The following is a 15,440-nucleotide window of genomic DNA, read 5'->3' on the forward strand; positions in this document are numbered from 1 at the left end:
CTATATTGTGTAGATAAGAATGGTAAGGAGTAACAGGATGATTATGCAGGTTTCTAATAAGAAAATATTATTATTTCTTTCAATTATTCTTTTTGTTTTATTGATGATGTATGTATGCACGAATAATAGGCATGTACAAAATATTGTTCACAATATAGAAGACATTTATAAAGTATATAAAGAGAATCAAGTATTGAAAGAAAAAATCGAGCACCAAGAATCGTTAAAGAGTAAAGTACACATATTAAGTGAGGAGAAAGAAAACCTTACTAAGCTTATCAACAAGACGAGAGAATTAAAGGAACAAGGAAAATACAATTTAATTCAAGCTACAGTAGTAAGGCGCGTAGCAGAAGAGTGGTATGGAAAAATCACTCTTGATAGAGGGGCACAACATGGTGTAAAGGTTGATATGGCTGTTATTACAGTGAATGGTCTTATTGGAAAGATAGAGAGTGTAGATCAATTTACATCTGTTGTGAAATTAATTACGAAAGATGAACGAACAAATCGTTTAACAATCACCTTCCAAAATAATTCATCCATTTTAGGATTTGTTACAGGGTATGATAAGGAAAAACAAGCCCTTCGAATTGATAATATTCCATCAGATAAAGCGAAAGAAATAAAAATAGGTGATAGCATTATTACCTCTGAATTGAGCCAGAAAATACCACCTGGTCTTGAAGTAGCAGAGGTAATAGATCAAGAGCCGGATAAATATGGTCTTGCACATATTATTTATGCAAAACCAAAGGCGAATTTATATGATTTAGAAGATGTCATTTTAGTAGAACCTAAAGGGTAGCAAAGAATAGTGTCTATTAAAAGTGAAGAAGAGATGAATATCATTTTTTTTAGGTAGAGTAAGATTAAGAGGAATAAGAAAAAGTATGGAACAAAGAAAAAGAAGTTTTTGAAAAAGCACGAGAAGAAGTAAAATCAGTTCATAAATCTATAGATAAAATGGAAGATGCGGCTCTTCAGAAACAAGCAAAAATTAAGATTAAAGAGGAGAAATAAAGTCTTTATTTCTTACTCAAAAATAGAATATAGAAACCAAAAGTCCCAAGTACTAGCTTTGGGGCTTTTTCATATTCTTAAAGAAATATTAAGAATATCCACTGCTATTTATTAAGAAATGCTATCTATACTTAGAAATGGGTTAAGAGGTGCTCGGGAAATATGTAAGGAAAATAAAAGTAGGAAAAGAAGTGTAGGAGGATATATATGAAAACATCAGTTGTAGAGGTAAAGAATGTACAAAAGGTATACGGTAAAAAAGGTGAGAGCCAATCACATGCATTAAAGAATGTATCGTTCTCAATCCAAGAGGGTGAATTCGTTGGGATTATGGGACCATCTGGTTCAGGGAAAACAACATTATTGAATGTGATTTCTACATTAGATAAAGCGACAGGTGGAATTGTTGAAATTGCTGGAACAGATATTACGAAAATGAAGCAAGGGGAATTATCTGATTTTCGTTCAGAGAAACTAGGGTTTATCTTTCAAGATTTTAACTTACTTGAAAATTTATCAATCTATGAAAACATTGCATTACCGCTTTCTCTGCAAGGTGTTCATTCGAAAAGAATTGGATCAAAGGTGAAGAAGGTAGCAGAAATGTTAGGAATTTCAGAGATTCTTCAAAAATATCCGTCCGAAGTATCTGGTGGACAAAAACAACGTTCGGCGGCGGCTCGTGCACTTGTACATGAGCCAGCAATAATTTTAGGAGATGAGCCAACAGGAGCGCTTGATTCTAAAAATGCGAAAAGTTTATTAGAGGCGATGACCAACTTAAATGAAGAACAGGATGTTTCAATTATGATGGTTACACACGATCCATTAAGCGCAAGTTATTGCCGACGTATTTTATTCATCCAAGATGGAGAATTGTATAAAGAAATTCATCGCAGAGGTACTCGTGAAGAGTTTTATAAAGAAATTTTAGATGTGCTTGCAGATTTAGGCACACAAAAAGCATAAGAAAGAAGGTTCAACATGTTATTCAAACTTTCCATGTCGGGACTAAAAAGTAAACGAAAAGACTATATGGTCTTATTAGTTGGGCTTATTATGTCTATTTCAATTTTTTATATGTTTCAAACGTTAGCGTTAAATAAAACGTTTATCGAAGGGAATTCCATGGATGGAATTTTTTCAGTCTTCCAAACAGGATCATTTTTATTAGGTTTCATTACATTATTTTATATTTTATACGCCAATTCATTTTTATTATCACTTCGGCAAAAAGAATTTGGTATGTATATGGTATTAGGGGCAAAAAAGCATAAAATTACATTGCTTATGTTTATTGAAACAATTGTATTAGGAATAGTATCTCTTATAGTAGGTGTGATAGTCGGTATAATCTTGGCGCAAGGCGTTGGACATTTACTGATGAAGGAACTAGAATTTACTGGCGGTGGTTATCATGCATTTTATGTACCATCAATTATTGTTACTTTCATCTTTTTCATTGCATTATTTATGTTGTCCGCAATTATGAATGGTATGAAACTAGTGCGTAATTCGCTATTACAACTCGTTCACTCCAATAGTCACACAGAGCGTACGCCTACTAAAGGAAAACTAACGAATATAGTAGTACTTTTATCAATTATTTTATTAGCAGTTGGTTATGCTTCGATGATTTATATGAAAGAGTTAAAGGAATCAGGATTTATCATTGCTACAATTACAGTAACACTAGGAACTTATATGCTATTTGCATCATTCCTTCCCATTATTATTAACAAACTAAAAGCGAATAAAAATCGTAGTGAAAAAGGAATCAATGCGTTTACGTTTGCACAGTTAAGTTTTTCTATTAATAGTTTAACGAAAGTATTAGCGACAGTTGCTATGTTAGTGGCTCTCGGTGCGGGTGCAATTTCTAGTGGGATGGCGTTAAAAAATAATGTCACAAATATGGTGGAGAGTGCAGAATACTATGATGTCGAAATTAAAAATCCCACAGCAGAAGAAAAGAAAATATTAGATAGCATTACATTTAAAGAAAAGAATGAATATCGATACAAAGTAGATGAGCAGTTTATTTATCAATTGAAAGAAGATTTAGAAAGAAATCGTCCGCTAACACGTACTAGAAAAGACGAGAATAGTAGCCGATTTGTGCCTGTTTCGAGGGAGCTAATTGTGGGAGCCGTTTTAAGTCATAGGCAAGAAAAAAATGAGGATAATACCAATGTAATTCCAGAAGAGTGGGGAAATGTTTTAAGGTCTCTTCAAAAGACATATATGAATCCTAGTCAAAAGATACAAATTGTAGATCAAAAGATGTATGACGGGATACAAGGTAAAGAAGAAATTATAATACTGGGGAAAACGGACAATTTTATAACGTATAAAGAAGAATGGAAAAAAATTGATGAATTAGAGCTAGCTAAATATAAAGATATGAAGGACGTACATCTTTTGAGTAAATATATGCTGTATGAAGGATATTACAGTACTTACAGTGGAACAGTATTTATGGGATTTTTCTTAGGCATAGCTTTCTTAGCGATGCTGGCAAGCTGTTTAATGTTTAAAATTCTTTCTGGTGCTTCAAAAGATATTATTCGCTATCAAATGCTTCGTAAAATTGGTGTGCGTTATGAGCTATTAACGAAATCAATTTATAAAGAGTTACTTTTAGTTTTCTTGTTCCCAGCGATCGTAGGTATAATGCACGTATTAGTCGGAATGAGCATGTTCTCGTTCTTAATAGATAATCCATATTTCCGTATTTGGCTGCCGATTATTATTTTCTTAGTCATTTATGTGCTTTATTATTTCATTACAGTTCAATTGTATAAAAAAATTGTTCTTCCGAAAGAAGTGTAGTATGTAGTGAGTAAGGGGGATGATGAATAGAGATAAATTTAGGGGAATATCATATGGAATTTATAGCGATGAAGAAGTTATAGATTGAAAGAAGCAGCTATTCTACGTAATAGCTGCTTCTTTCATTATTTATAATTAGGAAGCAACTTGTACTGTAGATAAGGAGAAATAAAATCCTCTATCTTTTCAGTATATAAAAGATAAAGAGGGAAAGGTATTATAACTTCTGTAGTAATCGTTCGCCGCTTTTCATGTCGCCTTTACACAACGGACATTGTGGCTTATCTTCTAAAGAAAAGTTTTTACGCATCCATCCAAGGCAGTCGTCTGCTTCGCATTCCCACACAGCAATTGCTTCTGGTTCTTCTACAGGTTTATCATTTTTTCTCCAATACATGTGATCGCTCCTTTAAATTGAAAAGTTTTTTAGAAAAAACAAAAAAGGCTGTTAACGTTTTTGTTAACAACCTTTTATTTATTCATTATACTGTATTTTTTAAAAAATGCGAAGGTTAGTAATTGTTAAAGTATAGCGAAATAGCGATTATACAAGCTCAGGATTATAAATCATCGTTGAACGCCTTAGTAATAATTCAATTTGACACGGTGTATGCCGTCAACCTTCTCCGCATGTTTCTACCTCTTTTTCTTCTCTTATTTCAATTCAGATAAGCCTAAAGAACTATAAAGGAAAATGAGTATACTATCAAAAAAATTTTAAGAGAACTGAATTAAAATAGATTTAATATGAGTAATTGAGGAATATATCCATTAGTAGTTAGAGTTTCACATAGTTTATTTGTGCTAAAAGGCTTATCGGCAGTACTTCCGTATGAAATTGCAGTCCCGTTATTAATTAGTATTGGTCTGTATAGCACCATGTATATTGGCTATTATTTCTTAACGGTTCGTTCTTATTTTCGGATTGTTAAGGAATAAAAATAGTGATGAAATTTCTCGTGAAACGAAAGGAAACATAGTGGGAATTATGTTCTCTTTCGCTTTTTTATTAGTTAAAATGAAGTGTGTATGACAATGGTATTTAAATGGAGTGTTATAATTGGGGATTTTAATTATAGTAGGATGCCTATTAATAGGCATCATTTTGATTGGCCTAAGCATTTATAGATTTGTAAAAGAAATAAAAGAAAAAGATTCAAAGAAAGATAAATGGACAGTAGTGGCACAAAATATTCTAGAGCTATTTAGTGATCCGCTGCACGGAGCACCGTTCTACTTTTTAATTGGTGCGCTCTTTTTTGTAGTGGGGCTTTTATTTCTCTCTATGGGAATGGGCTGGGTTGAAATTAATTAGTTGGTACTAGAGAATTAATTATATAGTCGTAGCGTTAAGAAGGAGAGAGTAAATGCCAATTATAAGAGATATCCAATTAAGTTTTCTAAAAAGAAAAGAGAATATAAGTAGCCTAGAAGTATTACAATTAACATCCTCAAGCAATTATGAGGAAGAGATATCTTTTTTACAAGAAACGAGCTGTATTACTTCTTTATACGAGCGACATATGCCAAAGCTAAGAACAGACTATGAAAAAGGTATTTTGATTTACTGTGTGGATGATATTTCATTATTAAATCAGTGGGAGAAGAAATATCGAATTTTCCCTGAATATATGAATGCTTTTGTAGAGTATGGGAGTGAAAAGGATTTTTCGTATTTATTAGAGCGAGAGAAAAAAGAATTAGCTCTTCGTATTGTACACTCTGAAATGAAGAATTTAGCTGTGAAATATGATTGGGATATAGAGGCGTTAGAAAAAGCATACAATCAGATACTGGATTTGGATTATAAAAATGAACTTGCATATATAAAGAAGAGTAGTCCAAATAAAAAATATGTATGTAGTATAATTTGTCAGCATGAAGTGGCTTATGCTGATATTTACTTAGAAATAAGGGAGTATAGAACTAGAAGGTTAATTAGAAAAGACAAACTTATTAGAGAAGAAGACATGTATAAAATGTTTAATCATGTTAGTGACGTGGCTTGGAAGTTAAACCATAAAGTGATGTTGATGAACGACAAAGGGAAAAATATATGGATGTTAACCTTTTTAGAGAAAAATGAGCCAGCTAATTTAGTTTGGAAGACTGAAAGAATTGAGGAAAGTTGATGAAAAAGAGCTTGAAACCATTCAAGCTCTTTTTCATTATTATTTATGTCTTAACATGCGTTCAACTTCATGTACACTTAATTTGCTTGCTTGAGAAATCGTTTCAAGAGGGATACCAAGTTCATACATACCTTTAATCATTTGTATTTTTCCTTGTTGAATCCCTTTTTTCATCCCTTTTTTCATCCCTTTTTCCATCCCCTTTTCTATGCCTCTTTTCATTCCTTCTTTCTCTGCGTGGGCAAATTTTGCAGCCTCATCCATTAAAACCTTTTCCCTCGCTTCATAGGCTTGGCGAAAAGAAGAATCTTGACTCATACGTTCCCAATTATTTATCGCTTTTTGTAAAATAGGATCTTGGTTCATAGCAATATCCTCCAATGTTTTAGTTAAATGTTCATCCTCATTTGCTGAAAGTAATAAAAGCCAACGAACAAATGGATCTTTCCATGGATTTACTTTTTCTTCATGCCATTGTTCTGTTAACTTTGGGATTTCTACAATGTGAATTTCTATGTCGTCACTTAGGAGTTTCTGTTGTTGTGTATTCCATAATGTGCCCATTGTATGAAATTCTTTGTGATCTAAAAACATTATGAAGTTCAATAAATTAATGGTGATGGTTTTACGAAGTGCACTGTATGGCATGCCTTTTTGTAATTGAGATGTGTATAATTTTCCCCAATAATATAAACTGCGTTTCATCATATCGTGATTATTATTGAGCTGTATTTCTACATTTACTTTTGTCCCTGTGTTTAACGTAGCTGAAATGTCTAGAATTGATAATTTATCATTTGCGTGTTCCCGGTGTAAATGCGGATATTCTAGTTGTAGAGAAGCGATGGGTGATTCTAAAGAATCTTGTAACATGGCATTTAAAAATGCAATTAGAATATCTTCACTACCATTCGTACCAAACAATTGTTTAAATGCAAAATCAATGCGTAAATTAACTAACTGTTGGTTGAACACAGCTTTTCCTCTCCCTTGTATATCAGGTTGCCTCTTTCCCTCATTGTACCTAAAAAGAACTAGGCCATGCAAACAGACCCTTCTGCTATTTTATTAGTAGTATTATTAGAAAATAAAAGGCAAGTATGTCTATGTTATACTCTAGTGAAATCAAAAAAAAAATTTTTGTTTATATTGAGGAAAAGGTGATACATATGCAAAAAGATATTTTGAAGCTATTAGATAGAAAGCAAAGTAACTATGACTTTCCTGCCTTTGATAATGAATATATGGATATTTCGCAAGTGAAATTTTCTCTTTTCTTTAAAGATACTAAGGATTGGTTAATGGTGTTTCAAATTGTCGGTGTAGGTTCATTAGGTGTATTTAATGATATTCAAGTATATGGCGATAGAATGAATCATTCAATTGGTGATGACGGTATTTTGCAAGTAAAAGATGGAGATTATGAATTATTTGATAATAAAGGTGAATTTATGCCGGATATTCATAACGGTAGTTTAAAAATTCGCGATCATCATTTTGAATATCAATTTACAGAAGAAGATTATGCGAATAATGGAATAGAAGTGAAAACGAAAGAGTATTATCCGACATATTTCATGCGTATGCTTGCTGCTAATGACGAAGCTAGAAAGTTATTATGGTGGGATAAAGAAGAAATTTTAGAAGAGTTCGGTTTAAAAGGTGATTGGGAAGTAGCTTATGAAACGGAAGAGTGGCAACATGTTGAAGAAGAGAAAGTAAGTGAAAATGAATTCTTCCAATCAGTAGCTGCAGCGATAGAGAAGCAAGATCCAAGTGTTATTGTAGATAAGGATGCTAATACGCATTGGAAAAATTGGGTGGAGTTTGATTACGAAAACTCATATTAAAAATGAAAGAGTAGATCAAAGCGCATTTTTACTAAAAAAGACTATCCGAAATGTTAAAAATCGGATAGTCTTTTTTCATTAAACAACCGCAGGATTATAAATCATCGTAAAGTGCGCTTGTAACAACTCAATATGACACGGTGTATGAAGAGAGCTTTCACCATCTGTATCTACTTCTTTTTCTTCTTCTGTTTCAATATGAATGGATTTAGCTTTGACGTGGAAGATGTCATTTTCATTTGAGTCTTCAAATAGTTTCTTTCCGATATAATCTTTAAACGCTTGAATGCCTGTTGATTTGACTACGAAAATATCAAGTGTTCCGTCATCACATTTTACGTTCGGAATAAAGGATGGGATACCCCCGAGATATTCACCGTTTCCAACCATAACAAGGACAGCTTCGTCTTCATATACTTGTCCGTCGTAAGTAATTTTTACTGGGAATGTTTCAGCGTTTTTGACAGTTCGAATGGTACTTAAGTAGTAACCGATTTTACCAAGCTTTGCTTTCTCTTCTGCATCGATATTGTTTGATACTTCAGATACGAGTCCAATACCCCAAAAGTTTAAGAAATGTTGTCCGTTTGCTTTTGCGACGTCAACTGGTTTTACATGTTCCTTTGTGATAAGCTTTGCTGCTTCTGCAATATTTTGAGGAACACCGAGTGTGCGAGAGAAGTCGTTGCAAGTTCCGCCGGGAATAATTGCAAGTGTAGGTCTAGTTTCAAGAGGTGCTAAGCCGTTTGTGCATTCAAATACAGTGCCGTCACCACCAAAGACGATAATTAAATCTACTTTACTAGCAAACTCTTGGCAATATTTTGTTGCATCACCTTGCTTTTTCGTATGAAGGATATGTAAGTCAGGAAAAGCTGCCGCAAGAGGTGGTACGATTTTCGTTAAGTTCGTATGTAAATCGCCTTGCCCTGCTTTTGGATTTACGATGAGGAGTACTTTTTCAAATTTTGTTTTTGTCATTTTATTCTCTCCCTTTGTCTTTTACGAATCGTGATAGAAAATAAACTTCCATCAGTAATTGATGAAAGTTCATTCTATTATATTATTCCGTTACAACTGAAGCGATAAATGGTAAGTTACGATATTTTTCTGCGCAGTCGATACCGTAGCCAACGATAAATTCGTCTGGAATTTGGAAGCCAACATATTCAGCTTTTAAGTCTACTTTACGACGCTCAGGTTTATCAAGTAACGTACAGAATTTCAACGCTTTCGGTTGATGCATAAAGAAGTGATCTTTTAAGAAGTGAAGTGTTAAACCAGAATCGATAATATCTTCTACGACAATTACGTTTTTTCCAGTAATGTTTACGTCGATATCTTTTAATAGTTTTACTTTGCCAGTTGTTTCTGTTTGATTTCCGTAGCTAGATGCAGAAATAAAGTCGATTGTTACATCGTTTTTAATGTGACGAATTAAATCAGCAGCGAATACGAAAGATCCTTTTAATACAGCGATTACTACGATTTCTTCTCCTTCAAAATCACGTTCGATTTGAAGAGCTAGTTCTTTTACTTTTTCTTGTAATTGTTCTTCAGAAATTAAAGTGTCTTTTATTTCAATTTTCATTTGAATCCTCCTACAGTGTAAAACTTGTGAACATTTCGACTGTAAAGGATAGAAAGAAAAAAGTCAAAGAAGATATAAGGTTTTTACAGAAACCCCCACAAAATAATCAGATGATATGATATACTGATTACATTAAGAAAACGCTTCCATGAAGGGTGATTATGATGAAAAAGAAACAGTATACAAGTGTAACATTTATAAAAGCATTGCTTTTAACAATTGTTCTTGGTATGTTGGCTTACATAATTGATGTACCTGCAATTCGCATTTCACTAATTGGAATGACTTTAGTATTGGGCGCAATTTCCCACGGTATGATGTCGCAGCTGCAAGAGGCTGGACTTGATGATATGAAAGATTCTATAGATAAGAAATGAGAAACCTTCACGTATATAGAGTGAAGGTTTTTCGTTTCTTACAAAAATGTAAGGTGATTTGTAAGACAAATCGATAGTTGCATAGTAGTGTTTTGGATAAACTATAAGTGTAAGGTAAAGGGCAAGCATATTTTAGGTAAATTAAGTTTTAGGCACTCTATATGTGAAAAAGGAGTAGGAGGGCATGGAGAAACATTGGACGACCTTTTCTTTTTTAGCAACTAGTAACACCGTAATGCTAGCTGGAGAAATGGATTTTTTGCATACGTTTGATCGAGAAGACGATCATTCTTCTTCTAAATTTACAATGAAATGGAGTAAGTGGAGCGATAGTTGTAAATTGGAAGAAGAGGCCCCTAACGAAAGGCAAAAAATTATTTTAACAAATCCTATTAAAGCATGGGTCGTTCAATGTCGTAAGTGTAACGTCAAAAATCACTTCAAGAAAACTGAGCCGAGACAATTAGTTATCACTCCGGCCCTTTCTACTTCTCAATCACGCGAAAGTAACAAATAAATATCGAGACACACACCCGAAAAAACATCGTATATATTACGGTGTTTTTTTATTTTTCTAAAATGAAATCTTTAACAGAATTCCATTTCATCTGCATCTTATATTTACATCTCTTGTTTATTCTAGTAATACATCCGGTGCGACGTGATGTGTTACTAGAATAAAGTATAAAAGGAGAGAAATAAAATGAAAAAAAAACTATTACCAATTTGTGCAATGGCACTTTTAACAGTAGGATATTCTTCAGTAGCAAGCGCTTCTACTGGAACATTAACAAAAGAAGAAACGGCGCAAGTACAGCAAGATGCAGCTAAAAAAGAAGAAGCAATTAAGGAACAGCAAAAAAATGATGTAGAGAAAAAGCAAGCGGCACAAGTACAAGAAAAAAGTGATATGGCTAAAAAAGAGGAAGCAATAAAAGCAGGGCAAAAGAATGATACAGCGAAAAAAGAAGTAACACCACAAGTTCAAGAAAAGGAAGCTCTTGCAAAAAAAGAAGAAGCAATTAAGGCCGGGCAAAAAAATGATGCAGTAAAAAAAGAAGAAGCAAAGCCAGTTGTACAAGGTGAAAAATTACCAAACACAGCATCAAACAATGTAGCAATGATGGCACTAAGCGCATGCCTTGTAGGGATAGGGACATTATTTGGTTTGAATCGTCGCAATAAAGTTAAGGCGTAAATAAAATATTTTTCTATAAAGAATGGGATAATTTCATATATTAAAAATGGTAGGTTATTCCTACCATTTTTTGCATGGAGGGATGGAACGTGAAGTTACTCAATTATATCGGTATCATATTGATGGCCATAGGGCTATTCATGGGATCGTATTACGCTGTGGAATGGTATAAAGGAAAAAGCTCTGCTCGAGAATTAACGAAAGAAGAAATAAAGAGCTTTAAAAATATACAAGATAATCAACTTTCACATGAAACACCTGTAACTTCCCAAGTACCTTCTTCTCAAACCGAGCATAAAGAAGGAGAAAAGGTAGCAATGTTAAATATACCGAAAATAAAGAAGAAGTTTTCTATATATTGGGGAGCAAATGATGCAACATTGAAAAAAGGAGTCGGTATGTTTGTCAGTGATTTAACGACAACACCATCTGGAGGGGGACATACTGTACTGAGTGGGCATCGAGATACTGTATTTACAGATTTAGGAGAGTTAAAAGAAAAGGATAACCTTATTTTGGAGTATGATAATAAAATGTACACATACGAAATTCAAAAGACATGGATTACACATGCGGATGATCGCACTGTTATTGTAAAAAAAGAAGAGCCGACATTAACACTGACGACTTGCTATCCATTTGATTATATAGGGGATGCACCGGATCGATATATTATCGAGGCAAAGTTAATTACGAGCAATTCAAAATAAAATTATCAAGTACAAAATGCTAGCTACTTAAAATGAGAGGGGGAGACATAGATTATGTCAAAAAACATTTTAATTGTTGAAGATGAAGATATTTTACGCGAAATATTAAAGGATTACTTTTTGAGTGAACAATATAAAGTGCTTGAAGCGAGAGACGGGAAAGAGGCTTTAGTTTTATTTGAAGAAGAAGAGGTCGATTTAGTTATACTTGATATTATGTTACCAGAACTAGATGGATGGTCTGTTTGCCGAAGAATTCGTAAGACATCCCAAATTCCTATCATTATGTTGACGGCACGTGTTGATGAAGATGATACGTTACTTGGGTTTGAGCTTGGGGCAGATGATTATGTTGCGAAACCATATAGTCCGCCTATTTTATTAGCGAGAGCGAAAAGGTTGTTGGAAAGTAGAAAAGCAACAAAGAAACCTTTAGAGAATGAAGATGATACGTTATCAATTCACGGCATTCATGTCCATTTCCCGTCACGTACTGTTACTGTTGATGAGGCAGACATTAGTTTAACACATACAGAATTTGAAATATTAGTGTATTTCATGAAAAACCAAGGAATTGTACTAACAAGAGAGCAATTAATTTCAAGAATTTGGGGATATGAGTTTGCTGGTGATGATCGAACGGTTAATAGCCATATTCGTAATTTACGAAATAAATTAGGAGAGAAATCAAAGCACATTACAACTGTAGTGCGAACCGGTTATAAATTCGAGGGGAACGTATGAGAAAAGGGATTGTACTTAAATTATTTACCCTTACAACAGCTCTATGTATGTTGATTTTAGCGACGATATTTATTGGTCAAACGATATTTTTTAAACAATATTATGCGAACCGAAAAGTAGAAGATATTAAAGTGAATTTAAATTCCTTTGAGAAGAATTATTTGAATTATGCAGGAAGTGCAGAAGAAGTTCAGAAACTGGAGCAAGATTTTTTAAGAGAAAATAATACGTGGATTACGACGTTAGATCAGAATGGGAATTTAAAACATGTGGATGATTTTTATTTTGAAGTAACGATAGACCGTAGGCAACAAAAGAGCTTTGGACAACAAATATTCAAGATTCCCTTAGGTAATCTCGTCAATATAGAGGAGATTGATAATAAATTATCAGAGAAGTTTTTAGGACAAGAAATTTATTTTTCTGGAGTGAGAAAAGAAGAAAGTTTTATTCCATTCTCTTTTTCGTTAGGTAAACAAAATTTAAGTGGATCTAATAAACCGTTAGAAAAAGCATTTAATGAGAAAATGATTAAATTAGATCAGGAGAAAAAGAAAGCAGCTGAGGAACAAGTTGTTAAGGAAAAGAAGCCGGCCGTTCAGGAGCAAGCTGCTCAGGAATTAGATGCTTTCATAGTAGGACGTGTTACGAAAGTACAGTTCCCCGATGTAAAAGGTCCTGTGAATCCAATTTATAAAAATAGTTTATTCTTAGATAGCATAAAGGAATTTCAAACTGATTTATTATTAAAAGAGAATGATCATATACAGTATTCAACACAAATAATGGACTATGAAAAAAATGATATAAAATATAAATTATTAATTAAACCAAAAAAAGAAAAAGACGGATCGGTAACATATATATACGCGATGGCTTCTTTGCAACCTGTCGATGAGGCTGTACAAATGGTGCAAGATTATTACATCTATATTGTTGCATTTGTAGTCGTTCTAATTTTTCTAGCTTCGTTTTATTACTCAAAACAAATTGCAAAACCGCTACTAAAAATAAATGATACAACGAAGAAAATAGCTCATTTGGATTTCACAGAAAAAATTCCGATTACTTCAAAAGATGAAATTGGTGATTTATCGCAAAATATTAATACATTATCTAATAAACTACATTCACATATTGGACAGTTAGAACAAGATATTGAAAAAGAAAGAAAGTTAGAAAACACAAGGAAAGAATTTATTGCGGGTGTATCGCATGAACTAAAAACGCCGCTGAGTATTATGAAAAGCTGTATTTCCATTTTAAAAGATGGGGTAGCTGAACATAAGAAAGACTACTATTTTCAGGCGATGGAAAAAGAAGTAGACAAGATGGATATACTAATTTTGGATATGCTTGAATTAGCTAAATTTGAGTCTGGCGCATATAACATGAAGATGGATTCTTTCTATATAGATGGAGTGATTGAAGAAATATGTGAACAGCTTTCAGCGGAGATAGAGAAAAAAGAACTGAGTGTGCACAAACATATATGTCCAGCAGAAGTGATAGGGAATCAAAATAGAATTGAACAAGTAATTGTGAATTTTATTACGAATGCAATACGTTATACACCAGAAAAAGAAGATATTATTATTTCCACAATAGACGGGAAGGATCATATAAAAGTATGTATTGAAAATAAAGGTGCTCACATTGAAGAAGAACAATTAGATAAAATTTGGGATCGTTTTTATCGCGTGGATGCGGCAAGGAAACGTTCACAAGGTGGAACAGGGCTTGGTCTTGCAATTTCAAAGAATATTTTAGAATTGCACGATGCTGAATATGGGGTGAAGAATACCGAAGATGGTGTGTTATTTTACTTCTATTTACCGAAAAAAGCGTAGACAATACTATCTACGCTTTTTTAATTTATTTTCATATTATCTTTACCTAATCTTTATTTTGGAGCAGTATACTTTGAATAGAAAATGAGGTTATGTAAGGAGTCGATGAACCGTGCATAGCAATTGGCTAAGTATAATGGTATTTATTTTCTTTTGTGCATTTATTGTATTTTTAATTGATATTACGATGTGAAAAAAGAGCGCTAAGTTAAGCGCCCTTTTTTGTGTATTTATTTGATAAGCACTCATGCTTTTGAATAATCTTGGTGAAGTGATAAATAAAAATATAAGTAAAACGGTACATAGAATATAGGAGCCAATCATTGTGCTACCGTTAAATATTAAAGAATATAGAATAGCTGATTGACCTTTCGGTGCATATTGTCCCCAGAAAATAATACCGGCAATAAAGTGACAGAAGTAACGAGCTAGACTACCGATAAAAGTAGCAATGATAATGTATCCAATTACTTTCTTTCCTTGGTTTTGTTTTGATGAAGGCTTATCTTTACGGCTACTTAAGTTTGATTGTTCGTTTCCATTCTTATTAGATGCTAGAAGTGCTTTTTGAATTGGACGATAGAATAAACCAGCAAATCCAATGAATGCGAAAGCAACGAAGTATTCAATGATTACTTGAATTGGTGTGACGATAATGGCATCGCCTACGACAATTTGTAATAATCCCCAAATTAAGCCTCCTAAGAAAGCCATTTTGAAACCCCAGCGGTATGCGATAATAAAAATAGGTATCATAGCAAATGAAATGGAACCGCCTGTTGGAAGTTTAAGTGATAATGGTAAAATATCGATAATCAAGGCGAAGGCTGCAAGAATAGCAGATTCGATCATCGCTTGTAAATTGGTGTTACGCATGTTGTCTCCCCCTATATCCAAGTTGCACAAAAAAGAACATTATCATAGGAGGATACGAAATACGTAAATAAGAAAGAGGTATGTATTTCGGACGTTTGCACAATCCCTGCGATAGCATTAACTAACAGGTTCTAAGGGTCGGAACGAAGTGTTCCCTCTCAGCGATAAGGCTCCCCCTGCGATAACGAGATTCTTTATTTGCTATTGTTTATTGTAAGCGAAATGGATGAGAATGGCAAATGAACCTAGTATGACAA

Annotated in this window: 16 protein-coding genes, 2 pseudogenes and 1 riboswitch; of the genes and pseudogenes, 13 read left to right on the forward strand and 5 right to left on the reverse strand. The window is 33.4% G+C overall.

The window, feature by feature from the left end:
- Nucleotides 1–37 precede the first annotated feature (37 nt).
- The 3 genes from mreC to JFU20_RS18340 all read left to right on the forward strand — a co-directional run bounded on the left by mreC (nucleotide 38) and on the right by JFU20_RS18340 (nucleotide 3,855).
- Nucleotides 38–808, forward strand: coding sequence for a rod shape-determining protein MreC (gene mreC / locus JFU20_RS18330; protein WP_002015782.1), 771 nt, complete (start codon nucleotides 38–40; stop codon nucleotides 806–808).
- Nucleotides 809–1,230: 422 nt separating this feature from the next.
- The gene (locus tag JFU20_RS18335) at nucleotides 1,231–1,992 is read left to right on the forward strand and encodes an ABC transporter ATP-binding protein (protein WP_002015781.1); all 762 of its coding nucleotides are present in this window, start codon (nucleotides 1,231–1,233) and stop codon (nucleotides 1,990–1,992) included.
- Between the two features lie 15 nt (nucleotides 1,993–2,007).
- Complete coding sequence (locus tag JFU20_RS18340; RefSeq protein WP_201038807.1) at nucleotides 2,008–3,855, forward strand: FtsX-like permease family protein; 1,848 nt, start codon at nucleotides 2,008–2,010, stop codon at nucleotides 3,853–3,855.
- A gap of 217 nt (nucleotides 3,856–4,072) precedes the next feature.
- On the opposite strand, the gene JFU20_RS18345 is transcribed toward JFU20_RS18340, so the two are convergent.
- A complete protein-coding gene (locus JFU20_RS18345) occupies nucleotides 4,073–4,252 on the reverse strand; it encodes a cold-inducible protein YdjO-related protein (RefSeq protein WP_002015777.1) in 180 nt (59 codons plus the stop codon).
- Between the two features lie 371 nt (nucleotides 4,253–4,623).
- Here JFU20_RS18345 and JFU20_RS18350 point away from each other — a divergent pair.
- The 3 genes and pseudogenes from JFU20_RS18350 to JFU20_RS18360 form a co-directional block, all read left to right on the forward strand.
- Nucleotides 4,624–4,794: pseudogene (locus JFU20_RS18350) on the forward strand (FtsX-like permease family protein); the annotation flags it as partial.
- Nucleotides 4,795–4,915: 121 nt separating this feature from the next.
- The gene (locus JFU20_RS18355) at nucleotides 4,916–5,170 is read left to right on the forward strand and encodes a hypothetical protein (RefSeq protein ID WP_002164894.1); all 255 of its coding nucleotides are present in this window, start codon (nucleotides 4,916–4,918) and stop codon (nucleotides 5,168–5,170) included.
- A 52-nt stretch (nucleotides 5,171–5,222) separates the two neighbouring features.
- Nucleotides 5,223–5,987 (forward strand): hypothetical protein, encoded by a 765-nt coding sequence (locus JFU20_RS18360; RefSeq protein ID WP_002015773.1) that lies wholly within the window; start codon nucleotides 5,223–5,225, stop codon nucleotides 5,985–5,987.
- A gap of 39 nt (nucleotides 5,988–6,026) precedes the next feature.
- Here the strand turns inward: JFU20_RS18360 and JFU20_RS18365 are convergent, their stop codons facing one another.
- Nucleotides 6,027–6,962 (reverse strand): Rpn family recombination-promoting nuclease/putative transposase, encoded by a 936-nt coding sequence (locus tag JFU20_RS18365; protein ID WP_201038808.1) that lies wholly within the window; start codon nucleotides 6,960–6,962, stop codon nucleotides 6,027–6,029.
- Between the two features lie 194 nt (nucleotides 6,963–7,156).
- Between JFU20_RS18365 and JFU20_RS18370 the strand changes: the two genes are divergently transcribed.
- Nucleotides 7,157–7,837 (forward strand): DUF7003 family protein, encoded by a 681-nt coding sequence (locus JFU20_RS18370; RefSeq protein ID WP_002015769.1) that lies wholly within the window; start codon nucleotides 7,157–7,159, stop codon nucleotides 7,835–7,837.
- 78 nt (nucleotides 7,838–7,915) lie between these two features.
- Here the strand turns inward: JFU20_RS18370 and JFU20_RS18375 are convergent, their stop codons facing one another.
- Nucleotides 7,916–8,818: a diacylglycerol/lipid kinase family protein gene (locus JFU20_RS18375; protein ID WP_201038809.1), complete on the reverse strand. Its 903-nt coding sequence runs from the start codon at nucleotides 8,816–8,818 to the stop codon at nucleotides 7,916–7,918.
- An 82-nt stretch (nucleotides 8,819–8,900) separates the two neighbouring features.
- Nucleotides 8,901–9,428: a hypoxanthine phosphoribosyltransferase gene (hpt, locus tag JFU20_RS18380; RefSeq protein ID WP_201038810.1), complete on the reverse strand. Its 528-nt coding sequence runs from the start codon at nucleotides 9,426–9,428 to the stop codon at nucleotides 8,901–8,903.
- A 161-nt stretch (nucleotides 9,429–9,589) separates the two neighbouring features.
- Between hpt and JFU20_RS18385 the strand changes: the two genes are divergently transcribed.
- The 6 genes from JFU20_RS18385 (at nucleotide 9,590) to JFU20_RS18410 (ending at nucleotide 14,307) form a co-directional block, all read left to right on the forward strand.
- On the forward strand, nucleotides 9,590–9,805 hold the full coding sequence (locus tag JFU20_RS18385) for a hypothetical protein (protein WP_000976189.1): 216 nt from the start codon (nucleotides 9,590–9,592) through the stop codon (nucleotides 9,803–9,805).
- A 184-nt stretch (nucleotides 9,806–9,989) separates the two neighbouring features.
- A complete protein-coding gene (locus tag JFU20_RS18390) occupies nucleotides 9,990–10,322 on the forward strand; it encodes a hypothetical protein (protein WP_000410949.1) in 333 nt (110 codons plus the stop codon).
- 186 nt (nucleotides 10,323–10,508) lie between these two features.
- Nucleotides 10,509–11,003: an LPXTG cell wall anchor domain-containing protein gene (locus tag JFU20_RS18395; RefSeq protein WP_201038811.1), complete on the forward strand. Its 495-nt coding sequence runs from the start codon at nucleotides 10,509–10,511 to the stop codon at nucleotides 11,001–11,003.
- Nucleotides 11,004–11,092: 89 nt separating this feature from the next.
- Entirely contained in the window at nucleotides 11,093–11,713 is a 621-nt protein-coding gene (locus tag JFU20_RS18400) for a class D sortase (protein ID WP_113938178.1), read from the forward strand.
- Between the two features lie 54 nt (nucleotides 11,714–11,767).
- Entirely contained in the window at nucleotides 11,768–12,457 is a 690-nt protein-coding gene (locus JFU20_RS18405; protein ID WP_201038812.1) for a response regulator transcription factor, read from the forward strand.
- Nucleotides 12,454–14,307: a sensor histidine kinase gene (locus JFU20_RS18410; RefSeq protein ID WP_201038813.1), complete on the forward strand. Its 1,854-nt coding sequence runs from the start codon at nucleotides 12,454–12,456 to the stop codon at nucleotides 14,305–14,307. Before JFU20_RS18405 ends, JFU20_RS18410 begins: the two co-directional genes overlap by 4 nt.
- A gap of 216 nt (nucleotides 14,308–14,523) precedes the next feature.
- Here JFU20_RS18410 and thiT read toward each other — a convergent pair.
- Nucleotides 14,524–15,183: pseudogene (thiT, locus tag JFU20_RS18415) on the reverse strand (energy-coupled thiamine transporter ThiT); the annotation flags it as partial.
- An 85-nt stretch (nucleotides 15,184–15,268) separates the two neighbouring features.
- Nucleotides 15,269–15,370: riboswitch (TPP riboswitch) on the reverse strand.
- Between the last annotated feature and the right edge of the window lie 70 nt (nucleotides 15,371–15,440).

Source organism: Bacillus sp. TH30 (assembly GCF_016650875.1).
GTDB lineage: Bacteria > Bacillota > Bacilli > Bacillales > Bacillaceae_G > Bacillus_A > Bacillus_A mycoides.